At 44.4% G+C, this 21332-nt stretch carries 31 protein-coding genes and 3 pseudogenes; 4 read left to right on the top strand and 30 right to left on the bottom strand.

The annotated features are described in order from the left end of the window. Window positions 1–49: 49 nt before the first annotated feature. The 11 genes from ABXT62_RS05750 to ABXT62_RS05800 form a co-directional block, all read right to left on the bottom strand. Entirely contained in the window at window positions 50–382 is a 333-nt protein-coding gene (locus tag ABXT62_RS05750; protein ID WP_415357649.1) for a tautomerase family protein, read from the bottom strand. Between the two features lie 496 nt (window positions 383–878). Further along, window positions 879–1322: a ferritin-like domain-containing protein gene (locus tag ABXT62_RS05755; RefSeq protein ID WP_415357650.1), complete on the bottom strand. Its 444-nt coding sequence runs from the start codon at window positions 1320–1322 to the stop codon at window positions 879–881. Window positions 1323–1734: 412 nt separating this feature from the next. Beyond that, entirely contained in the window at window positions 1735–2556 is an 822-nt protein-coding gene (locus tag ABXT62_RS05760; protein ID WP_415357651.1) for an alpha/beta fold hydrolase, read from the bottom strand. A gap of 2 nt (window positions 2557–2558) precedes the next feature. Beyond that, window positions 2559–2840: a putative quinol monooxygenase gene (locus ABXT62_RS05765; RefSeq protein WP_415357652.1), complete on the bottom strand. Its 282-nt coding sequence runs from the start codon at window positions 2838–2840 to the stop codon at window positions 2559–2561. 73 nt (window positions 2841–2913) lie between these two features. Next, on the bottom strand, window positions 2914–3294 hold the full coding sequence (locus ABXT62_RS05770; RefSeq protein ID WP_415357653.1) for a hypothetical protein: 381 nt from the start codon (window positions 3292–3294) through the stop codon (window positions 2914–2916). Window positions 3295–3383: 89 nt separating this feature from the next. Beyond that, entirely contained in the window at window positions 3384–3908 is a 525-nt protein-coding gene (locus ABXT62_RS05775; protein WP_415357654.1) for a DUF6790 family protein, read from the bottom strand. Window positions 3909–3935: 27 nt separating this feature from the next. Then, window positions 3936–4598 carry an isochorismatase family protein gene (locus tag ABXT62_RS05780; RefSeq protein ID WP_415357655.1) on the bottom strand — a complete coding sequence of 221 codons (663 nt, stop codon included), beginning with the start codon at window positions 4596–4598 and terminating at the stop codon, window positions 3936–3938. A gap of 113 nt (window positions 4599–4711) precedes the next feature. Next, window positions 4712–5044 (bottom strand): YnfA family protein, encoded by a 333-nt coding sequence (locus ABXT62_RS05785; protein ID WP_415357656.1) that lies wholly within the window; start codon window positions 5042–5044, stop codon window positions 4712–4714. A 72-nt stretch (window positions 5045–5116) separates the two neighbouring features. After that, window positions 5117–5377, bottom strand: coding sequence for a helix-turn-helix transcriptional regulator (locus ABXT62_RS05790; RefSeq protein WP_415357657.1), 261 nt, complete (start codon window positions 5375–5377; stop codon window positions 5117–5119). Beyond that, window positions 5377–5634, bottom strand: a complete 258-nt coding sequence (locus tag ABXT62_RS05795; RefSeq protein ID WP_415357658.1) for a type II toxin-antitoxin system mRNA interferase toxin, RelE/StbE family — start codon at window positions 5632–5634, stop codon at window positions 5377–5379. The genes ABXT62_RS05790 and ABXT62_RS05795 overlap by 1 nt, the downstream gene beginning before the upstream one ends. A gap of 141 nt (window positions 5635–5775) precedes the next feature. Next, complete coding sequence (locus ABXT62_RS05800) at window positions 5776–6315, bottom strand: MAPEG family protein (protein ID WP_415357659.1); 540 nt, start codon at window positions 6313–6315, stop codon at window positions 5776–5778. Between the two features lie 144 nt (window positions 6316–6459). Between ABXT62_RS05800 and ABXT62_RS05805 the strand changes: the two genes are divergently transcribed. Together ABXT62_RS05805 and ABXT62_RS05810 are read left to right on the top strand one after the other, a co-directional pair. Continuing rightward, window positions 6460–6711 carry a type II toxin-antitoxin system Phd/YefM family antitoxin gene (locus tag ABXT62_RS05805; RefSeq protein WP_415357660.1) on the top strand — a complete coding sequence of 84 codons (252 nt, stop codon included), beginning with the start codon at window positions 6460–6462 and terminating at the stop codon, window positions 6709–6711. Further along, window positions 6708–6962 carry a Txe/YoeB family addiction module toxin gene (locus ABXT62_RS05810; protein WP_415357661.1) on the top strand — a complete coding sequence of 85 codons (255 nt, stop codon included), beginning with the start codon at window positions 6708–6710 and terminating at the stop codon, window positions 6960–6962. Before ABXT62_RS05805 ends, ABXT62_RS05810 begins: the two co-directional genes overlap by 4 nt. 210 nt (window positions 6963–7172) lie before the next feature. On the opposite strand, the gene ABXT62_RS05815 is transcribed toward ABXT62_RS05810, so the two are convergent. The 6 genes from ABXT62_RS05815 to ABXT62_RS05840 all read right to left on the bottom strand — a co-directional run bounded on the left by ABXT62_RS05815 (window position 7173) and on the right by ABXT62_RS05840 (window position 12404). Next, a complete protein-coding gene (locus ABXT62_RS05815) occupies window positions 7173–7322 on the bottom strand; it encodes an SPASM domain-containing protein (protein ID WP_415357662.1) in 150 nt (49 codons plus the stop codon). Window positions 7323–7376: 54 nt separating this feature from the next. Then, entirely contained in the window at window positions 7377–7970 is a 594-nt protein-coding gene (locus ABXT62_RS05820) for a radical SAM protein (protein WP_415357663.1), read from the bottom strand. Window positions 7971–8491: 521 nt separating this feature from the next. Further along, complete coding sequence (locus ABXT62_RS05825) at window positions 8492–9184, bottom strand: HAD family hydrolase (RefSeq protein ID WP_415357664.1); 693 nt, start codon at window positions 9182–9184, stop codon at window positions 8492–8494. Between the two features lie 126 nt (window positions 9185–9310). Beyond that, complete coding sequence (locus tag ABXT62_RS05830; RefSeq protein ID WP_415357665.1) at window positions 9311–9925, bottom strand: VRR-NUC domain-containing protein; 615 nt, start codon at window positions 9923–9925, stop codon at window positions 9311–9313. A 323-nt stretch (window positions 9926–10248) separates the two neighbouring features. Beyond that, window positions 10249–10794 (bottom strand): hypothetical protein, encoded by a 546-nt coding sequence (locus ABXT62_RS05835; RefSeq protein ID WP_415357666.1) that lies wholly within the window; start codon window positions 10792–10794, stop codon window positions 10249–10251. A gap of 722 nt (window positions 10795–11516) precedes the next feature. Continuing rightward, window positions 11517–12404, bottom strand: coding sequence for a hypothetical protein (locus ABXT62_RS05840; RefSeq protein ID WP_415357667.1), 888 nt, complete (start codon window positions 12402–12404; stop codon window positions 11517–11519). Window positions 12405–12446: 42 nt separating this feature from the next. Between ABXT62_RS05840 and ABXT62_RS05845 the strand changes: the two genes are divergently transcribed. Further along, window positions 12447–12653: a hypothetical protein gene (locus ABXT62_RS05845; protein WP_415357668.1), complete on the top strand. Its 207-nt coding sequence runs from the start codon at window positions 12447–12449 to the stop codon at window positions 12651–12653. 52 nt (window positions 12654–12705) lie between these two features. Here ABXT62_RS05845 and ABXT62_RS05850 read toward each other — a convergent pair whose 3' ends face one another. From ABXT62_RS05850 to ABXT62_RS05890, 9 genes and pseudogenes are all read right to left on the bottom strand, one after another. Further along, complete coding sequence (locus ABXT62_RS05850) at window positions 12706–13839, bottom strand: glycosyltransferase family 4 protein (RefSeq protein ID WP_415357669.1); 1134 nt, start codon at window positions 13837–13839, stop codon at window positions 12706–12708. Window positions 13840–13897: 58 nt separating this feature from the next. Continuing rightward, a complete protein-coding gene (locus ABXT62_RS05855; protein ID WP_415357670.1) occupies window positions 13898–14338 on the bottom strand; it encodes a pyridoxal-phosphate dependent enzyme in 441 nt (146 codons plus the stop codon). Between the two features lie 31 nt (window positions 14339–14369). Further along, window positions 14370–14456 (bottom strand): annotated as a pseudogene (locus tag ABXT62_RS05860) (glycosyltransferase); the annotation flags it as partial. Beyond that, window positions 14446–14976: pseudogene (locus ABXT62_RS05865) on the bottom strand (glycosyltransferase family 4 protein); the annotation flags it as partial. The pseudogenes ABXT62_RS05865 and ABXT62_RS05860, both read right to left, overlap by 11 nt. A gap of 586 nt (window positions 14977–15562) precedes the next feature. Next, window positions 15563–16561 carry a glycosyltransferase family 61 protein gene (locus tag ABXT62_RS05870; RefSeq protein ID WP_415357671.1) on the bottom strand — a complete coding sequence of 333 codons (999 nt, stop codon included), beginning with the start codon at window positions 16559–16561 and terminating at the stop codon, window positions 15563–15565. 400 nt (window positions 16562–16961) lie between these two features. Then, window positions 16962–17192: a methyltransferase domain-containing protein gene (locus ABXT62_RS05875; protein WP_415357672.1), complete on the bottom strand. Its 231-nt coding sequence runs from the start codon at window positions 17190–17192 to the stop codon at window positions 16962–16964. Then, window positions 17189–18055 carry a sulfotransferase family 2 domain-containing protein gene (locus ABXT62_RS05880; protein WP_415357673.1) on the bottom strand — a complete coding sequence of 289 codons (867 nt, stop codon included), beginning with the start codon at window positions 18053–18055 and terminating at the stop codon, window positions 17189–17191. The genes ABXT62_RS05875 and ABXT62_RS05880 overlap by 4 nt, the downstream gene beginning before the upstream one ends. 250 nt (window positions 18056–18305) lie before the next feature. Beyond that, window positions 18306–18866 (bottom strand): hypothetical protein, encoded by a 561-nt coding sequence (locus ABXT62_RS05885; RefSeq protein ID WP_415357674.1) that lies wholly within the window; start codon window positions 18864–18866, stop codon window positions 18306–18308. A gap of 284 nt (window positions 18867–19150) precedes the next feature. Beyond that, complete coding sequence (locus ABXT62_RS05890) at window positions 19151–19450, bottom strand: hypothetical protein (protein ID WP_415357675.1); 300 nt, start codon at window positions 19448–19450, stop codon at window positions 19151–19153. Window positions 19451–19511: 61 nt separating this feature from the next. Between ABXT62_RS05890 and ABXT62_RS05895 the strand changes: the two are divergent. Continuing rightward, window positions 19512–19676 (top strand): annotated as a pseudogene (locus ABXT62_RS05895) (IS6 family transposase); the annotation flags it as partial. Window positions 19677–19769: 93 nt separating this feature from the next. Here ABXT62_RS05895 and ABXT62_RS05900 read toward each other — a convergent pair. The 4 genes from ABXT62_RS05900 to ABXT62_RS05915 form a co-directional block, all read right to left on the bottom strand. Continuing rightward, window positions 19770–20063, bottom strand: coding sequence for a HigA family addiction module antitoxin (locus ABXT62_RS05900; RefSeq protein ID WP_415357676.1), 294 nt, complete (start codon window positions 20061–20063; stop codon window positions 19770–19772). Continuing rightward, window positions 20063–20443 (bottom strand): type II toxin-antitoxin system RelE/ParE family toxin, encoded by a 381-nt coding sequence (locus ABXT62_RS05905; protein ID WP_415357677.1) that lies wholly within the window; start codon window positions 20441–20443, stop codon window positions 20063–20065. Before ABXT62_RS05905 ends, ABXT62_RS05900 begins: the two co-directional genes overlap by 1 nt. 181 nt (window positions 20444–20624) lie before the next feature. Further along, the gene (locus tag ABXT62_RS05910) at window positions 20625–20993 is read right to left on the bottom strand and encodes a VOC family protein (RefSeq protein ID WP_415357678.1); all 369 of its coding nucleotides are present in this window, start codon (window positions 20991–20993) and stop codon (window positions 20625–20627) included. Window positions 20994–21078: 85 nt separating this feature from the next. Continuing rightward, a complete protein-coding gene (locus tag ABXT62_RS05915; RefSeq protein WP_415357679.1) occupies window positions 21079–21234 on the bottom strand; it encodes a hypothetical protein in 156 nt (51 codons plus the stop codon). Window positions 21235–21332: the final 98 nt, after the last annotated feature.

Below are 21332 nucleotides of genomic sequence, written 5' to 3' on the forward strand. Positions count from 1 at the left end.
TTGAACGGTTTTGGCGTCGGGCACTTTAGAGACCAACTGCCAGAGCTTGTTATACGTTGATTTCATAGTTAAGCTGGATTTCATCGCCGTGCATACCTCGAAACCCCCAGTTACATGCAGGACTTTCGTAGATACAAATTTCTAAATCCATATGACTGATGCCAACCTGTTCTTGTATTCGATCAAATAGAAGACGAATCAATTTTTTCTTTGTCTCTGAGGTGCGGCCTTCTATCATCGATATTTCTATGCTGGTGTAAGCCTCTGTTCTTCCTTCTGGCATCATAAAGTCTTCCTTCGCCAAGGCAATAAATCGGTGAGCGCGCTTGTCTTTTGGTATGCCCAGTGCATCCATTACGCAGGAATGAATTACGTTGGACAACTGGTTCCTTACTGGGGCCAATCGGCAACCAACCCCATAGATCTTTATTTGAGACATATATTCTTCGTAGGCGTGTAACGCCTAAACAAGTGATCGGCAACACATAGATGGTTTCGATTCCATACCTCTTTTTCGGACATTAGGAGCCCCTAACGCCTGCAGCTAGGGTGCGCTGTAAGCGCGTCTCAGCAGCCTGTGCGGGTTAGATGGCCGAGATTCCTAAAGGCCTCGATTTCCTCTGCCTGCACGATCAATATGAAATGCATAGCACACAACGACAGCGATGTAGAAAATAGTACCCCCCACAAGGGCAGCTTGCGGAATCGCGAATGTGAGATTGATGTAAAGAAGTGTAAAGAGAAGCGCTACAAATGCATAGAGCTGAAAAATTGCTGCCCTAGTGGTGTGGAAAAATAAGTATTTCGGGTGCATGTCAGGCCTTTTAACGCCCAGCTAAGGAACGCCGCATGCGGCGTCCTTTGCTTTAAGCTGTTGGTTAGGTGGTTTTAAATGGCTCAACATCACCTGGTTTCCTTAACATTTTATTCACTTCGTCAAGGTGTAATTCTTCACTTGTGATCATTTCTCTTGCGTATTCTTCAACCAATATATTTTTTTCTTTTTCAGCCAATTTCAATAACTCGTAGTAGCAGTCTAACGCTGCTCTTTCGTGATCTAAACTTTCACGGAGAATATCACCGATATCGTGATTTTCGGTTTCTAATAAATTTCCAATTTTTAATGATGGATGCCCGCCAAGTAAAGTTACCATTTCACCAGCTCGATGAGCATGGTCTAAGCCTTCTGCTGCATTGTTTTTCATCCAGCTAACAATAGGAATACGATTATATCCATAAATCATCAGCGAATAATGAGTGTATCTCACAACACCTGCCAGCTCTAATTCCATTATTTGATTAAGCTTGTTTATGATCTTCATTTGTTTCTCCTAGCCTTCTGTTAAAAACAATATTACCGCGTAAAGACTAGACACCTAACGCTTGCAACTAGGGCGAGCTGGAAGCGCGTCTCAGCAGCCTGTGCTGGTTAAATGGCCGAGAGTCCTAAAGACCTCGATTTCCTCTGCCTGCACGATCAACCGGAAATGCATAGTACACTACGATGGCTAAGTAGAGAATAGTCAACTGCGGGAGGGTAGCTTACGGAATCGTAAATGTAAGAGTGCGATAGAGAAATGCAAGGGGAAGAGCTGTAAATGCAGAGAACTAAAAAATGACTGCCGTAGTGGTGTAAAAAAACAGGTATTTTGGTCAGATATTAAGCGGTTTAACGATTTTTTACTGCGTTTTTAGAGCGAAGCGAAAAATCCCCATTGACAAACTTGTTAAGAGTTATTCTGCTAAAAACCTCAATACTTTGCTTTCAAATATATCAGGAGATTGAACCGTTAAAGCATGACCGGAGTTTTTAACTACAAACTTCTTTGCACCTGAAATGTGTGCAACTAACCGATCTGCTTCAGTCACGTAATGCTTATCCCTTTCTCCTACAATAACTAGGGTGGGAGCCTGTATGTTTTTCAACGCATCAATCATTGAAGGTCTATCAATGGTGACTCGAAAACACCCCTGAAAGCCATGAGATGTAGCCTTTTCAACCACGCTTTCTATTTGCTTCTTAAATTCTGGTTTATCGGACTCTCCCTCGAACAACGGTCCAGAAAAATAAAATTCATAAGCCTTTCTTAGCCCATCGCGCTCAAGTATTGCTTCTATAACCTTCGCCCTCTGGATGATAGCTTCAGGTAATCGTGAAGCCATGGCCGAAACTAAAACTAATCGCTCAACTCTTTTCGGCCACTGTGTCGAAAAGCTAAGCGCTGATGCTGCTCCCATGGAATACCCAAGGATTGCAGCTTTCTCGATGTCGAGTGCATCTAATACGGCTCGAAGGTCTTGACCAAAGCTCTCTGTACTGTACGGACTTTTATCACTATGTACAGATAACGGATGATCTGAATCACCGCTCCCTCGTTGATCAAAGGTAATTAATTGATGCGCGCTGGAAAATCGATCTCTGTGATCATCCCATAACGTGTGATCCCACCCCATGGCGTGACAACATACGAGTGGAGGTCCATCCCCTGATGTCTGGAAGGCAATTTTCACGGCACCCGCCTTTGCGAACCCGCGCTGAATGTTCTCTTCATTCATAGTTAGCTATCTTCGCTGATTTGGTAGTGCCGCTCAACATTAGCCGCTATATGACCCCAGCGTGAGTCTTTAGCTCTCCTTTGATGTGCTTCGAATGCAGCACGATTAACAAATTTTTCATGCACGTTGAAGCGATTTTTATTCTTAGTATCTTGATATACGGTGAAATGTAAACAGCCCTGTTCTCGCTGAGTTAGCTCAATATGCTCTAGAAGTCCATCTTGCACTGATGCAAGGTCAGTATCAGGAACAACGATGTATCCTTGTAAAGTTACGACACCCAAGGTTCAATTCTCCGAGACATATAGCCTCAAGGGTGGGCAAAGCACGCAGTACTTTGTCCAATGCCTTGACCTGTTAAGCCATCCGATCATGACGCCAAAAACCGGTAGACCAGAGAACCCAAGCAATAAATGGAAACTGTAAAAATACCCTTATCCATGCTCCCAAGGGATCTACATGACTGCCAAACATAGGTATGTCATTTATCGCCATGTTTATATTCGCCGGCAAAACTGCCAAAGCAAATATACTTATTAGTATGCCTGTAGCCCGACGATACCTAAGTAGCAGCAAGAAAGCCGCAAAGACGAACTCTACAATTCCTGTAAACCATACGATCGCGTAAGCATAGGGCAAGGGCGTAATTTTCACTAACTCTGAGTCATGGGTGAAGTGAAGTATCCCTGACACCAGGAAAATCGTGGTTAGGAGAGCGATCGAGAGTTTTTTCATCATACAAGGTTGCCCTTAGCTTCTAGGCTTAACGCCTGAATAAGTGGCGGCTTTAGGCCGCCGTGTTTGATTGCCTTGTTATACGCTGAGGCTTATTGCCGGGTGGGCAAAACAACCGTTTCCTGCTTGTACTGTTGATGCAGTAGCGCAAAAGCTATTATTGGCAAAATAACATCTGTCCAAAATATAATCCCGGCATTCCCGGGTGAAAAGTTGTGTGCTGTTATCATTTGATATATGTGCCCCCCAGCTGCCCCCCAAAGGAAAAATGATGGTCCTATTACCGCCGCAGCTCTAAAACCTAAGCTTTGTTTAAACGCAATTATTCCTACAATAGCAAAGCCCAAGCTGGCATAACCCACTTCGTATTGAAACGGGCTATTTTCCCACCCAATAAAAGATGCCGCCATTTCTGCAAAAAATACGTGGAAAATGAAATTGTATAAAAAACTAATCCCCATGCTAAACAGTAGGAAATAAGAAAAAAACGCTTCAATAATCTGTTGTCTATCCAGTGGCTTTTGTTTGGTAGAAAGAACAACAAGTGAGAAAAATAAGCCAATAAATAGGAACGTTAGCGTGAAGTTGCCTAATACAAACTCAATAAAATCCTTCATAATCCATGCCCCTATTATTTATGCTGGCTAGTCCAAAAATTTGGATTGTTTCACAAATCTCGAGATTTCGTCGTGTGATTTTCCTTGTGATTGAGCCTCCCAAAAGCTTGATCGCCGGAACGCTTTGGCACAATTGAGGTAACATTCTTCTACTCTTAAGGTCAACAGCCCATCAGATATACCAGAGACCTCAACTTTTTTCGCAGGGGTAATTAAGTTCCTCCAAACCCAGTTATGATGTTCGATAATCTGTTCAGCCTGAAGATGAGGCCTATTACTTAGGGTGTGGCAATCGGATGCTACGACGACATTATAATTGTGACTCACCGACGAGCGTACAGTTGTGTCAACACAGAAATCAGTAGCCCAGCCAGAGATAATTAATTTTTCAGGATTTATTCCAGCTAGGACGTCATGTAGTTCCGTGTTGTAAAATGCGTCATTTGTGGTTTTTCTAATGATAATATCCAGATCAGTCCTAGTAAGAGCTGAAAGTATTTCCCACCCTGAAGTGTTTGGGCGCAGGCCTTCTTCCGCAGTACCGTCATGCTGGATAAAGGTTACACGTCCCTCGTTAGCACGGAGATACTCAGATAACGGATTAATTCGACTAATTACCCCGTCAAAGTCGACTGTATCAGACTCATAAAATGAAGCATCTTGCATATCGATAATTAGCAGAACATCCATTGCGATTCCTGGCGCATTTATAAACGTAACGCTGCGGTGATTGGCGGCTGGAACAGAGCGAAGCGGCGTGTAAGCTGTTCCAGTGAGCGGTGCGAGTCCAATTGGCCGTCTTCTTATGTGGTGCGTGGCGCAAACATAATAATTGCCATACCTATTAGCGCTACACTGGCTCCCACGATATCCCAAGTTGTTGGGCGAATGTCCTCTATTGCCCACAGCCACAGTATGGCCATAAAAACATACATGCCGCCATAGGCTGCATAGACCCTGCCCGCAGCTGCAGGATGCAGAGTGAGCAACCAAACAAAAGCAGCTAAGCTCAGGGCGGCTGGCGCTAATAGCCAGATCGTTTTCCCTTCCCGCAGCCATAGATAGGGCAGGTAGCACCCAACAATTTCAGCCAACGCTGTAATAATAAACAGACCAACCGTCTTTAATTCAGGCATGAGAAGTTACCTGTCAGTGATGGCCCATCACGCATCAAACTGCGGCGCGCAGCGTCCGACAGCCTTGACTTGTTATGCAGCGGATTCAGCACTGGCATCCCAGCCCGGAAATACAAGCACCGCTGGATGGCACTTCAGCGCTCTGGCCAGCACTTTGGCACGCTCTACCCCAAGATTTATGCGCTCCCGTTCTATGGCAGAAATTGTGGATTGAGGAATACCAGCGGCTTCTGCTAGCTGATTCTGGCTGAGTTCTTGTAGTTCACGCATAATGCGAACTGACTCACCGGAAGAGACTCGGATACGGGTCTTTGCTTTTCGAAATTCGCTCATTAGGATTTCCTCTTGTAGTCGTGAGGCGTCACCTCTAATACATAAACTTTCAGCCGATTTCCCTCGACCTGGTAAATCACTCGATACTGTTGATTCAGCCGGGAAGAGCGGTAACCTCTCCACTCGCCTCGAAGCGCTTCGTCTCGAAAGCCTCGGACGAGCTTTAGCCCAGCAGGACCGGAAATCTCTACGATATCCTTCCATTTCTCGTAGCGCTTCTGGACTTCCATTGGCACCTTGGCTAATTGCTTGTCCAAGCGGCGATGTTCAAATATCGACCACATACCATAAAAAGTATATATACTATATTTAGTATGTCAATGCTTGGGCTGTATAACGCCTCAAACAGTGGCGTGTAAGGCCGTCCAGCCACGAAGTGGCGATGCTGCTTTGACCTGTTAGCTGATTTGCCGCCACAACAGAACTCCAATCATTGTGAAGAGCATGATTAACGAAGGGTAGAAAGATAATGTAAAGCCAATAGCCCGTGCTGATGCTCCTCGATTGTAACCTGCAAAAAATAATATACGACCCGCCCCGAAGGCTATAGCGGCGATTGGGACTGTAGATAACCATGTGGTCGGCATTACAGCTGCCCATGCACAATATACTAACGAGGCAAGCAGAGCTTGTTCGATTGTATTTTGCAATAGTGATTGTAATAGGTTCGCCTGTGGCGTCCCAGCAGAGAGGCCACCGCCATCGATGTCTTCAGGGGTTAAAAAACGATGCTTGGCCAGGCGACCAATAGAAACAGCTAAAAAGAAAGTAGGAACTAGGCAGCATAAGATTGCAATATGTAGCTTATTGATTGGCTCAAAGGTTTCGTTGTAGCCGAAAGGGTTCATATAAGAGCCCAGCCCAACGATGCATAGCGCAATCGAAAGACCAACAATTATTCTTTTCAATACGCCAAATTGTTTCTCTGTAAGAGACATGACCTCTCCGTGATTGATAGCAGCTAACGCTTCAAGCTGAGCCGGCGGTAACGCCGTCCTGTGCCGAAGGCGCCTTGCAGCCTTGACGTGTTATGCGCGGATAATGTATTGTACATAAATATGTACATGTACGGATTAAAGAATATGGAAAGCATAAGCTATACAGCAGCCCGCAGCAACCTTGCGAAAACAATGGAACAAGTGTGCGACGACCACGCGCCAGTTGCAATAACACGCAAAGGTGAAGGCGCCGTGGTAATGATGTCGATGGCGGACTACCAGGCGCTGGAAGAGACTGCATATTTACTACGAAGCCCAAAGAACGCTCGTAGGTTGATCGAGTCTATTGCAGAGCTTGAGGCTGGACGAGGAAAGACCAGGGAACTGGCAGAGTGAAACTGATCTTTGCAGAAAATGCATGGGAAGATTACCTCTATTGGCAAAAGACGGATAAGAAACTACTTAAACGAATAAACCTGCTCATTCGGGAGATTACTCGTGACCCTTTCGAGGGTATTGGGAAACCTGAACCACTGAAGCACGCGTTGTCCGGGTATTGGTCTCGCCGGATTAACGATGAGCATAGAGTCGTGTATAAAATAGATCATGACTCGTTACTCATCTTGCAACTTCGATTTCACTATTGAGTTAGGCGCATAACGCTCGCCCCAGTGGCGCCAGGACCGCGCAGTGGTTTTGGCGTTCAGCCCCGTAGGAGCGAACTGCCGGTTCTTGTTATGTTTACATTCACTCTTTTCTGCCTAAATCCCTCCCTTCCAATGAAGAGTATTGGACAGAAATCTATTCACTGGATCGCGCGTACATTGCGCGCAAATGGGGCTTCGCGCTTGAACGGCTCACTGGCGTGCGGCGTAGGTTTCTTCTATGGCGTGGGTTTCAATGTGCCCCACCGGCGCCTTCTTTTGCCAATCAGACGAGCACAGGTAGTAGTAGCCATCCCAGCCAATAAAAAAGAAAAAGTAGGGTACAAGGCAGGCGTCTAGCACTCCCTTCTCCCCTAGTGTCTGTTTTACCTCACGAACTTCTTGTGCAGGTATCTCTCAATGTGGGTAAAGCGCTCCCGCGCGATTGATTATCTCGTAATTTATGAATTCATTAACGCCCCTTGACCGCCGATACGCCTCTTCATCCTCGTAGCGAGCTGCCTCATCGTGAAGCACCAAAGCTATTCGAGTTGCGCATCTACCCTTTGACAGTTTGACAAATTTTAGTATGTTCTCGTGCGTTGTTTGAAAGTCCAATCCATAATCTTGCTCGTATTTTTCTCCGCGAGGCGCAATATTGAAAGTGACCTGAGAAACACCTGCCTCGATTAAAGCCTGAGCCTTCTCTTCATTCATCAGGTGTCCGTTGGTAGCGATGCTCAGATTACAGCCGGCATCTTTGATATATTGAGCATATTCGACGATATGTTTATTCATGAGGGAGTCACCGGTGCCACAGAAGGCAAAAAAGGGTGTCCCCGGGTGTTCCAATCCCCGCTCTACCGCTTTGTAAAAGTGTTCCGGCTTGATAGTTCCAATATCGGGCATTTTGTCGCGGGGGCAGAAGGTGCAGCTTGCATTGCATGCGTTGGTTAGCTCGATATCTACGGAAAACTTATCGGGGATTTTTTCTTTTGTAAAATCTCTCATAGTTAAACCCTAAAAATGGATTGAAACCTCAGCACAATTTTCAGCGAGCGTGTAAATAGTGAATATCTTCAGGTCATGATTACAGGCTCTGGCCTTCGAACTGGAGTCCAGCGCACGCAGTGTGCGGTGTGCCCGGCCTTGTTAAATGACCTCTACTCACGGACCGCATACCGACTTACCCTTGGCAAAACAATAAAAGATACAAATAAGAATAGCCCAATATCACAGATAAACGATATTTTATTATAGCCAAGATCAACCAATAGGAATTTAGCTGAAAGGGATAACGCCCAATAGAGGACGATACACACAATAATGGACGGCAGAAAGCTAGTAGCCTGAAGCTGTGCACCGCAGCCTGGGCAAATGAGGCTTTTTTTCAAGCCGCCATGCTTATACAGAGAATTACACTCGGGGCATCTCATGAGGCTTTTAACGCTTGCAGCAGCGGGCGCCCAACCCGCGCGGCGGTTTGGGCGTCCGGCCCAGAAGGGGCGGCCTGCCGGCACTTGTTATGTGGCCTATAGCACATTATCTAGTACCTCAGTTGCCTTGGAGAAAACATGTTCTTTTGGAATATTCGCTGGCGGGGATTGGGAAACTAAAAATGACTCCAATCCTAAGCGTCTAGGGGCAACGTAGTCATGCTCGTATGAGTCACCAACGAACACTGAAAGCTCGGGCCGAGATTCTAGTCGTGAGAGTGCTGCTTTATAGATAGATTCATGCGGTTTCGGCCTTCCATGCTCTATCGATGTAACTACAGTCTCGAAGTATTTCAAAAGGCCAAATTTTTCAAGGAGTCCGGGCACTAAAGGCTTGTGGTGGGTATTACTTACAATGCCAAGTTTATAGCCTGAAGAAAGCTTATTCAGGGCTATGTCAAGATTCTCTATAGGACGAATTTCAGCGCACCATTCAACCAAAAAAAGCTCTATGAATTCCGATTTCTGTTCCTTTGCCATTGGTATATCGGCATTTCTGTTTGAGAATCGATCAACAGCATCATCAAGAGAGAACTCTATTAGGGTTTTTTGTGACTCACGCTCAAGCGTGCAAAAGGCCTCATCCCAACTCACTACGTACTGCTCATAAGTCATTGAAGCCCCATTAGCTTCTAGATAGCTGTGTGACATAGAGTAATTTTGCACTCGTCTACTATGGGAGTAGTCGACTAGAGTCCCGAAGAAATCGAAAATGATTGTATCGATCATGCCCGACCCTTAAACGAGTACAGATAACGCGCAGCTAAGCCGCCGGAACGGAGTTGATTGTTTTGTGCGAGCGTAGCGGAAGACCACAAAACGAGCAACGCAGTGGAGGTCGGCTTGAGCTGTTTGTTATGTGTTTTTACTTGCACGATTTACCTTTAAAACTGAAATATCATACGGCAAAACACTTTTCAACATCGGTACGGTGGACAGCTGGCTTTTGTGAAGTTTATCAGTTGTTTTTACTTCAACAAAACGTACCTCTTTTCCACGTACCAGTGTTAAATCTGGCCATCCTGATCGATAGCTATAAGAGTCATCCGAGAATCGTTCTGCCAAAGAGATAAATATCTCTGCATCTATTGCTTCAAATAAGGCAATACATACCTCCTCCGATAGCTCGGGGTATTCGATACTTATAAACGACTGAGATAGTATCTCCCGAATGTTTTTCTTGAAGCTGTTTTGAGATGTATCTTTAATAGTAGAAATTATCTCGCTTGAAATATCCTTATGTATAGTAAACTGAGCCTCTAGATACCTACAACACGCGTCATTACGATCTTGAAATGTATTAACTTCTGCCAATTTATTAAGCATCAAAGCTTTTAATACAGTCTGAACCGTAATCCCTTCGTTTGAGCTTCCAACAAACCCTTGTTTCTTAAAATATTCTAATGCTGCATTTTCAGGCCTAGCCACGTATTTAAGCTTGATCTCTTTTAAATCAAAAGTATAGGACAAATAAACGGCCTATTGAGATTAAATTTCCTGACTGATCCTGCTAACTGAACCGGAGAAATTCGCGACATACCCGCCTACTGCCCTGAAAAGTTGTTCGCTGAGGTGACCGTGCAATTCCTATTCGTCCATTCCTGAACGAGAGCCCGCAGCAGTCCGTGCCATGGGGTTTTCAGTGGCGTCCCTGCTGATGAAACTCCGTCCCGGCGAAAAGAGACAGCGTGGCAGGTGGCGCCCTGGTTGGCGGTACCAGAAGGGGCCGGGCAGGGGCTTCCTTTTCCGTCTCGCGAAGATGGGCCAGGATCCGGTCGACGACGTCCTGGTCCTCAATACAAGCGATGACTCTGACAGATCCGCCGCAGCGGCTGCCAGACTTCAATGTCGATATTGAATACTCGCTTGAGTCGCTGGGCCCAGGTCATAGCGGCATGACGCTGGATCGATGAGACGACGTCACTATCGACAGGGCGCATTGCACCTTTGCCTCGTTTTGCCGGAGTGACCAGTCCGCGCCAGCGATGGTTCGGCGCGAGGACGCCATGATAAGCTAATGCGTTCAAGTTGCTGACGAAAAAATTAGCATATTTGAAATAGCCAAGGAGGCCTAAGTTAGCCGCAACACCAGAAATAAGTTTTAAACGTTTTCTATTATTAACGTCACTACTGGGGGCTACCCCGATAGCATGATTAAAAAACATAGAAAAAACGATGAGGCCCAGATACGCTAGGTTCCACCAGCCGTAGAAAAAAAGAGACGCAGCCACCAACCAGGTAATGGTAACTCTATGGTGGCCCCGTATTCCGATGGCAGAAAACACAATCAGAACAATAGGGAGAAAAAGAAAGAGAAATTCGTAAGAATTAAATAACATCTAAAGTTGCCGAATACTTTTTAAGTATTATTTAGGTGGAAAATGCAGAAACAAAACTCAGCTTACAAAGTGGCACTATATATAACAAACAAGATGAGGTTCAGAAAATGCTATTTTTTCCTGTTTTTAATTAACTTATCTGTTGCCAGAAGAATTTCCGGGAATTTAAGCAGCCAGGCTAGAAAAAGGTATATCGACAGGCCAATGACAGGCGTGAAGATTAATAGCGCGACATCCTCTACCCATTGAGAGTCGAAATGTAACCAGCCTATCCATTGAGAGCAAATAAACCACATAAACGCAGACAATAGTATGACCCTTGCAAAGGCTAACCACACCGACTTTATCAGTATCGTCGGCGGTAAATGCGCCCCCCTCTAGTAATTATCGAATAAACGGTGTGCTTAGAAGGGAGAGCCCCGCCAGTAGAGGAATAATAACAAATGCGTTTAACCTGACACCAAAAAAATATCGTCGATGGCCGCTTTGTGGTCGCCATTGGCAAAGTGCTTGGCGATCGGAGGGAAAAAGACTTTTGATACGTTGCGGGCAAATGTATTTTTAGCCATGGTGACTACTTTGCCGCTATAGGCGATATACGATGCAATGCTTGCTTCTCACGTTGTAATAGAGTCGGCCCCGGAAATATCTGCCCGTAGAAGATGTTCAGTGGTTAAGCGCATCTTCAGCTCCGTTGACTGATTGGTGTACATTTCAGGGTGTCATAGTATTTTTTGGAAGAAACCCAGGCCGATAAACTGGTGGAAGTTGGTATCCCTGAAGCCGTAGTTATCCTCCAGTTCAATCGAATTAGCTATTTCAGCCAGAGCGGAGCAGCGAAACCACGTATCCCAAAGGTTGCTCTCGTCCCATGTTCTGCCGATCTCTGTCCATCCCGTATAGATATATGGCTCGTCTTTTACAACGACACCCAAGCATTTCCTGAGTCGATAATACCAGAGATAGGGGCCTCCATTAGATACATAGAAGGGAATTAATCGCAACAGATCAAGCAGGCTACCGGGCCTTCTTCTTGACTGACAAAAGCCGCCATTATCGTCGCATGTATCAAAGAGTGCTTCGAACGCCTTTCGGAGGCTCTTTTCTACGTCTGCTCTTCTGTAATTGATGTTTCGGTAAGCAATAAGGAGCAGGTGTATGGCGTCATAATCCGGACACGCTGATCCACCCGGGGTTGGCGAAAAGAAGCCGTGCTGGTCTTGTAGTCGCAATGCGGTATCCGCGGCTCTCTCCAGTCCAGGAATTTCTCGCTTCCAGTACTCGTAAATCACCATTTGGTGGAAGCCGTTCTGAAGCCCATGAAAGTGCAGATCATTGCGTGACTGACCCCAGAACCCGTGGGGGTTGCTATGGGAATCGTGGAAGTCGAACCAGCTGTTGATGGCCTCCAGGAGGTTTTCGTCCTGGGTCCGTTCATATTCATAGGTGAGAAAAATGGCCAGGAACATCGCTTTGTTTCCAGAACCCCCTTTCCCCTTGTGACAGCCGCGGTCAATGAGAAAATTGGCGACACTGTCGGCATCTTTCCATTGGTACACGAATGTCAGCGGATGTTTCGCGTTCGCACCCAGCAGATCCAGGGCGCTCAAGCAGAAACATGTCAATTGGAAGCAGTTTCTCTCGACGTCTTCATGAAAAACCGTGGAGGGTTCGAAGTAGCCGTGTTCTTCGTTCTGGAATTCCTGGATACGGCCAATCCACCTGGACTTTTCGGCAGGCGAGAGACTGTCAATCCTGCCAAAAAGGTGCAGATTGAAGATCGCAAAACACGTACTGAAAATTGTCGCGTCCGAATTGGCCGAAAACGCGAATACCGGGTATTCCTCAGACCTGCGTAATCTGCCAAGCCACTTTAGTGTAGCTTCGATTGATCGTGATTTTAGAAGTGTACTATTTCCCATCTTGTACCAAGCACCTGCCTGTTTCGATAACCTCGCCGAAATTAAATTCCGCAGAAAAACGACTGACTGCAAAATCCCTCGCTCTTTCTCCCATGGTACGCCTCTCCACAGAGTTCTTTACCAAATGTTCAATGTCGATCGCCAGCTGATGGAGGGTTCCAGAATGGTAGCCAAGTTGGTTCTCGGCAATTATTCCATCGGGATCAAAATCCAGGGTGATCGTGGGCACTTCTCTAAGCCAGGCCTGAATAAATGTATTCGGAAAACCTTCATCACCCGCGCTGGTATTTACAAATACACTGGCCCTGGATATGAGTTCATTGCTTTCCTCGAACGTCTGTGCGCCCAGATAGTCGAAAATCTTCGTCTTCGCTTTCGTTTCTTCAATCTGGCTTCTATAAGACTCTGTTGCTAATCTTCCCGCCATAATAAACTGGCAATCGAGATGTTTGAGCTGATTGGCGACTTGCATAAATAGTTCAGGACGCTTCCACTCCTTCAGGTTGGCCAGCCATAGAACCACGGGTGGATCGGTCTTTACCAGGCTTTCTTCGGTAGGAACAATATGGCCGCTACTGATTGTCTTGCTGTTCAGACCCCGGGATTTTTTCAGTGCACCCTGCTGGCGTTTGGTCTGTGTAATTATTCTGGAGGCCAATTTCATCCCTTTCAGGGAATAGAAGTCCTCCTTGGCCCTGATTAGGAATTTCATGAGATTCCTGGCGGAGAAAGTGCCCTGTTCAAAGACCCTGGGAGCAGACTTCAGATATCGACAATCAATATCCATTGATACTGAAAACACAAAAGGAATATTACGCGCTCTACAGCACTTCCCTGCATAGTATGTGGTCAGCTTTCTGCCGCGTTGATAAACGATATCGGGGTTTATGCTATCGATGATACCAGTGAGTCTCTGCATCGATTTCGATAGCTGGTTTGCCGACTCCTTGAACGGATGTAAAGTGACCCCCTTGATTTCGATAGTTGAGTCGACATCGGCACAGACATAATGAACTTCGATACCCTCGCTTATCATTTGCTGACTGAGTAGAAAGAGTTGAACCTCGGCCCCGCCAACGACAAAGTGATAGAAGTGGGGGTTTATTATGCAAACCTTTTTCACATTCAGCTTCCAGAAAAAGGGTAGAATAGCCTTTCTGTACCCATGTGGGAACCGTAGTTTAGCTACCATATGCACGATCATCAATCGCAATCCAGCCCTCCTCGGTCGCGGCTTTTGAGGCCCTGGTCATCGTATCAACGTACTCACCATCAATCACAGCCACCTCGGCCTGCGCGGGAAGAATGCTATCAATTCTGCTCTTTGCATTATAAGACGGTACATAAATGATCGCCTGCATTCCCAATATGTTTGACATCCAGGCGACGGCCTGGCCATGGTTACCATCGGTCGCCGCACAGCACGTCAGCTTACCCAGCGTATTTAATAGACTGCAGTCATAAATACTGGCTATATCGAAAGGGGTGTCGAAGCCTTGCTGCCAACGAGTCCCCAGGGACTTGAATATTGCATAGCTCGCACCCAACACCTTGCCCATTGCCTGAGGGTGGGCGGCAAACAGGTACCGTAGAGGAAAGTGTCTTGTCGTTGCTTCCGTCATCAATGACAATGACCTCTATGCGATCGTACGATTGATTTAAAGCCGAGGTGATCGCCCTTTCAATGTACTTTTCTTCATTAAACGCCGTAATTATTATGCTTACTAATTCATTTTTCACAATTTATGACACCGCTGTAGTCGACACAAATAAGTTTGTATAATGTTTCAATGTTCCGTAGGGAAAAATAATCTACCGCAAAGGTGCGGCATTGCTCGCCAATTGTTTGTATGTCTGAGTCATTCTGAATCATTCTTTCGATAGTCGCCTTTAGCGTATTGAAATCACCACATAATTTCCCTAGTCCATTTCTTTCAATAATGTCGTCTGGATCAACATTGAGAGAAAGTACCGGAGTCTTATTCATCCATGCTTGTATGAATGTATTCGGAAAGCCCTCATACTTGCTTGTATTTACAAAAAGATGAGCTTTTGACATTAATCTATTTATTTCATCCAACGGCAACTCGCCATGATAGACCAAGTTTTCCGCGTTATCTGCCTTCGCTTTTATCTCTTCACCGTATCGTGACAAAACTTTACCGGCCATATGGAACTCAATATTTTTGTGACTAGAAAACTCTTTAGCAAGTTTTAAGAATATGTCCGGCCCTTTCTGCTCTTTGATATTAGCAACCCAGAGAACCTTTTTTTATTTGATATACTTTTGGGTCTTCGCATATAAACGTCAGGGCTGATATTGGGCATTATCAGGTTGCATTTTTTGCCATAATGCTTCTGCAATAATTCATCTTGATATTCAGCTTGTGCCACAATTAGATCTGCATTTTTTATCCCATATTCCGTGTAATATGTTTCTAAAATGTTCCCAATAATAAATTTATTTAGCTTTGTTTTCTGTGGTTCAACATCTGGAGAATTTGCAATGTGAAATAACAATTTGCAGCGTCTTGCCTCACAATATTTTGCTACGATACCGGTGTAGGAAGACAATACTCGTTGATAAATATAGTCTGGTTGTATTTCATCTAGAATTCTTAAGATATTGTTTCGATCAGTAAAATTGAAATAATTAGACAGAATATTCTTGGGTAGCTGGTGGATATAGTTATGATCGCTATTTTGTCCCACATTACGACAAACATATGAGATCTAGATATCATCCTTTCCCTTTAGATAATCCATGATGTATCTGGCCTGTAGCTCTGCTCCCTCTTTACTGCCAGACCAGTGGCTCCGCATCAATACGCAGATATGTATCTTATTTATCGTGTTTGTTTGAGGTCTCTCAAAATATCATCTAATTCTGATATAGCTTTTTGTGAATCTAAAAGATGTGTTTTTATTTTATCTGATGCAGGTATTATGCAACTAATATAATGTGATTCATTCTGCATAAGAGAATCAATCATTTCATAGTTTGAATTGGTTGATTCGGTTGTCAAATAGATATTGATTGCTGACATTTCCACAAATCTAAATAGTATAGAGTGGAATGCTGAGCCTACACATCCAATAAAGACGTCATGTTTGTTAAAAAGAATAACCTGTTCCTTTAATGATAAGCGCTCAGAGTATACTATCTTGCAACCCATATTTTCACAAAATTCTTCAATGGGCTCTTCTCCAAGGTAACTTCTCATACTTTTATTGAGTTTTGTTCTTGACAAATAAACAGGGGTTTTGTCTTTTTTTATTTTTGTAGTACCAATTATATTTCTAGCTAACCTTCTCGTTACATCTAGGTGTTTCTGGTAAATTTTATATCTGTTATACATTGAGCACTGAGGAACAATAATTTCATCAGCCCTAATAGGTTTTTTAACACATAGAATATCGTTAGAATTGATATTGAAAGTGAGCATTGCTTTTTTCCAATAGGATGCACTTGGGTTAACAATGTTCTTGAGCCGTTTTTTTATTCCAAAGGGGTTTTTCGATGTTGGTATTTTCCAGTCCTTAACTGGATTATCTAGCAAGTACCAGTATCGTGACACACCTTCTGTTAAGAAATGGCCATAATGCTCACGAATGAACTGACCCATAAACAAGAGTCGGCCATCTATTGATTCAATATCTTTTGTTATTTCGTAAGGAAGATGTTGGGGTGGGTTTGTGACATTCTCGGATTTATTGTTTCCCCTAAGAACACATGAGTCTAGAACTATTTCAAAGTTATCATCGTAAACAATGTCTTGCTTGCTGACAAATCCTTCAGGTACGAATATTCCATTTTTGATTACATCAAATTTCAAGTATTCCATATTGATTAACTTTCAATAATGTTGACACTAATTATGTTTTGTACCGCCTATCTTTCCTCGCAATTTGTTACGTGCCGATCTAGACATTTTAAAATTCAATCCGAGATTTATATAAACTATCAAACTGCTTTAACATATCTTCTCGTGTTTCCTTACTAGCCTGTATTTGTTCTGATGGGTTTTTTATTGCAATAAGACCAAAATCTATTTTTCTCACAACATTGAACAAATGGTTCTGACACCATGAACGAAAAGGTTCTGGAACCCTGGAGTATCTCCCAATATAATGATATCGATGGAAAATTTTTCTGAAAATAATTTGATTATTTTCAGAAGCAGACCCTTTCAATCTCTTGGGTTCAAAGTAATCGAAAGAATATTCATTGAAATTGTGCAAATGCTATGGGTTAGATAGGCAGTACTTGGTTTCTGTCATGTACGGCAGTCCTAGTAATAATCTCCCTCCGTGTTTAAGGACTCTGTGTATCTTGGCCAATACGGATAAATAATCCTTTACATGTTCCGATGTGTGATAAGCAAATATTAAATTAACACTGTTATCTTCAAACGGCAAGTCATCCTTGTCAAGGTCTATACATATGTCAGCATTTGGAGATGAAGCCCCAATCATCCACAGGATGATTTAACCTTCCTACCCTGCACCATTGTTCGTGCATGCGCATATACTTGATAATCCCATTTACATACGTCCTTAATCATGTGCCTCTCTTCTGAAGAGAGTTCTCGTTCTCTACTACCCTTGGGAGCTGGACTTGTTTTCTTATATTTTATATCTAACGACATATTAAACTCCCTCTTAATGTCGGACTTTAACTGGCCCAAGTTCTCAAGTAAGCCCACAACATCAAAACTATCCACATTCTTTATCGCAGAGGCTACTGCCTCGTCGGTTTGGTACATCTCTTGATTGGCCTTTATTCCACCGTAGTATTTCACGTATTCAAAACCTTGGGCCTTACCAAGATCACTGGATAAAAACTCTGCTAAGCTCGTATCAATATTGAACCTTCCTCTGTTGTTGTTTCTATACCTAATATAGTAGTAGAAGGAAAGCAGACGCTGGACGGGATCTCTCAAAACCGTAATGAACTTGAATTCATTCTTGAAAGAATCATACATCGATTTATCGAAGACCATATGGCCCGATATATATCGAGTCCGCGGCAAACTCATCAGGTATGCCAAATGTTCAACACCGTACCGGAGCACATTGCTGTCATCTCCTTCTCCTCTTTCGTAATCATATCCGTGCATTACTGATACCATTTTCGCTGCAGCGATAGAATCATGGCGGTGCATCAATATCTTGTCATTCCGTAAGTTTAAAGACTGATAGTTTGCACGCAGTGCTGCATCAATTGAAGTTCCACCTGTTTTAGGTAGGTGCATAAAAAATACTTTTTCTCCTGAACTACCTCTCCGTGTAATGCTATTTCGTATTCTGGTAAATAGTGAAGCTGGGATTAAAGACATATTATGTTTCAACCTATCCTGTTATTTTTAGTCGGCTTTTTTGTTATAGTATTTATTTCGACTTGACGAACACACTGTTCTGCCTTGTTCTTCAGTCAGAAAACCTCATTACGTTTTGCTCTGAATTGTATTTTCTCCGTCATTTAACACCCATAATTCTATCTCCTGTCATTGTTCTTTATCAATGACTTAACCAAGTGTCCACGATCTCATAAAAGGGTACAAAACACCGACAACAACACCTATCTTTTTATTTTTTCATACGATAATCTGAAACTGGTTTACTTTTAATATACCCATATAGCTTTATGTATAGCCTAGCCAGTTTTGTCGAAAAGCTTTTATTCCCCGTGAATACATTTCTCGTATCAGCGTGCATATTTGCAAACTTAAACAATATCCTCAACTTACCCCAACGATAATGTTTACCCTTACCTCCGGTTAACTTGATATCTGGCATTCTTTTTTTAGTTTTGCCATGTTTTTTTATATTATGCAGAATTCCTATATCATGATAATGAAACAGTTTAAAGTCTGCATGTTTGCTTTCCTTTATTACCCCAATGGGTTTACCACTATGTGCACCCCAAGCATAGTTAATATCAATCTCTGGATCAAAAATACATCTTTTACTATAGCCTAAATGATGTTCACCAGATTGTATTTGAGAATAAATTTGTTTCTTTGTTCTGGGAAAGTAATATGAAAACATATTATACCCATGCACTTTTGGATAAGTGATTCCAAGTTTTTTATATTCATTCAATATATCAGGCGAGTTTGGATGATGTAAAAATTCATCAATATTCATTACATTACATAATCCGCTACACCTCTACTATCTTTATATGCATAATTTTTAATTTCAATGTTCTTAGCATCATCGAATTTGCCATTCGTATCAAATTTACGTAAGTATAGGACAAATAAATGGCCTGTTGGTAGTAGATTTGCTGACTGATGCCCCTAACTGAACGGGAGAAATTCGCGACATACCCGCCTACTGCCCTGAAAAGTTGTTCGCTGAGGTGACCGTGCAATTCATATTCGTCCATTCCTGAGCGAGAACCCCTAGCAGTCCGTGCCATGGGGTTTTCAGTGGCGTCCCTGCTGATGAAACTCCGTCCCGGCGAAAAGAGACAGCGTGGCAGGTGGCGCCCTGGTTGGCGGTACCAGAAGGGGCCGGGCAGGGGCTTCCTTTTCTGTCTCGCGAAGATGGGCCAAGATCCGGTCGATGACGTCCTGGTCCTCAATGCAAGCGATGACTCTGACAGATCCGCCGCAGCGGCTGCAGACTTCAATGTCGATATTGAATACTCGCTTGAGTCGCTGGACCCAGGTCATAGCCGCATGACGCTGGATCGATGAGACGACGTCACTATCGACAGGGCGCATTGCACCTTTGCCTCGTTTTGCCGGAGTGACCAGTCCGCGCCAGCGATGGTTCGGCGCCAGGATGAATACGTATAAACGCCACCGATTCCCACCCGATATCATCAGTTACGCCGTCTGGCTCTACTATCGTTTCAATCTCAGCCACCGGGATATCGAAAATCTGCTAGCTGAGCGAGGCATCACCGTCAGCCGTGAAGCCATCCGTCTGTGGTGCATCAAATTCGGAGCAATCTATAACACATAACGCCTGCCGCAGCAGCGGCGAAACCGCGCAGCGGTTTTGGCGTCCGGCCCCGTAGGGGCGTATTGCCGGTTCTTGTTATGCGGCATCTAGCTCGACCTTGGATACCCTGGATAGACTGAGAGTCTTGCGTGCAACCCATAAGTCATGGGCATGCTGCATTGCTAGCCAACTCTCCGGTGACCTGCCTAAAGCTTTGGAGAGCCGCAAGGCCATTTCTGGACTTACCCCACTTTGCCCTTTTAGGACACGATTCAGAGTAGATGCGGCAACGTCTAGCTGTTCCGACAGGTACCGGCAACTAAGGCCAAAAGGCTCCATATACGTTGCAAGAATAAATTCGCCAGGATGGGGGGGATTATGCATAGCCATCAGTGGTAGTCCTCGTAATCTAGTACATACACATTCCCGTCAGTGAACTGGAAAGTTAAACGCCAGTTCGCAGAAACAGTGACGGACCAAACCCCTTCTCGATTTCCCTTCAATGGGTGAAGGCGGTAACCAGGAATATCGAGATCCTCGATAGCCTGAGCCGAATCAAGAGCGGCCAGTTGCATGCGAAGCTTTTTAGCGTGCTTGGCCTGGATTCCAGACTTAGACCCTTTGGAGTAGAACTTCTCGAGGCCTTCGTACCGGAATGATTTGATCATCCATAGAGTGTAGCGCGTTGCGCAACGTGAGTCAATGCCGCATAACGCTTCAAGCGGTCCCGGCGCGAAGCGCCCTTGCTGCCTTGCCTTGTTATGGTGCATTACTCTAACCCCTTGGTCCGCCTTGTGCCAGAAGCGCGCACTGGTGAAAAATGGAATAGTACAAGGAGGCTACTGCGCTAACGCCGAAAAGTGACCCCATTAAATGTGGCTGACCCGATTTAGGGCAGCCTGGTCACAGGAAATCACCAGCTCCGCTACTCCGACAGTTTGTTATATTTTATTAGGTGCTCCATTCCAAAAATTCCAATCTGTTCCCGAAAGGGTCGTTTACAAAAATACGTATACAATCCGATATAGAATGATCTTGCGTAATACCATAACCATGTTTGCTGAGTATTTCCGATAAAACTTCTACGCTACCCACCTCTAGTCCAGGATGAGCCTTTGTCGCTGGTATAAAATCTTTATCAACACCCAAATGTATTTTTATAGAATCGGACTCAAACCAGACGCCGCCGCGCTTTGCTAACTCCATTGGTTTTTTAACTTCGGGAATGCCGAGAATACCATTATAAAACTCTCGGGCAGAATCTTCTTTTCCCGAAGGCATAGCCAGTTGAACATGATCAATTTTTTTAATGAGCACCATTCAATATCCTAAAGAAACATAACGCTTCAAGCAGGGGCCGCTGTAAAGCGGTCCCGGCGCGAAGCGCCCTTGCTGCCTTGACTTGTTATGTTTCTGCACTACGAACCTCCTCCAGAAACGCTTTGGCTAACCCTGTTGCAGCGCTGCGGCGACTGTCTGCCACGTCACCCCACTTTCGGCAGTACCAGCAGATTCTCTCAGCTATGACTCCATCTGAGCTTTCGCCCAGTTTATCTCTCATGGAGAGAATTTGCCTACCTAGCAGAACTAGCTCTTCTGTTTCAGGATCGGCTCTAAATCGGAGCTCCGGAAAAGGGTTGAATTCAGATACGCAAAAGA

The sequence above is a fragment of the Halioglobus sp. Uisw_031 genome (genome assembly GCF_047729875.1).
In the GTDB taxonomy this organism is placed as follows: Bacteria; Pseudomonadota; Gammaproteobacteria; order Pseudomonadales; family Halieaceae; genus Marimicrobium.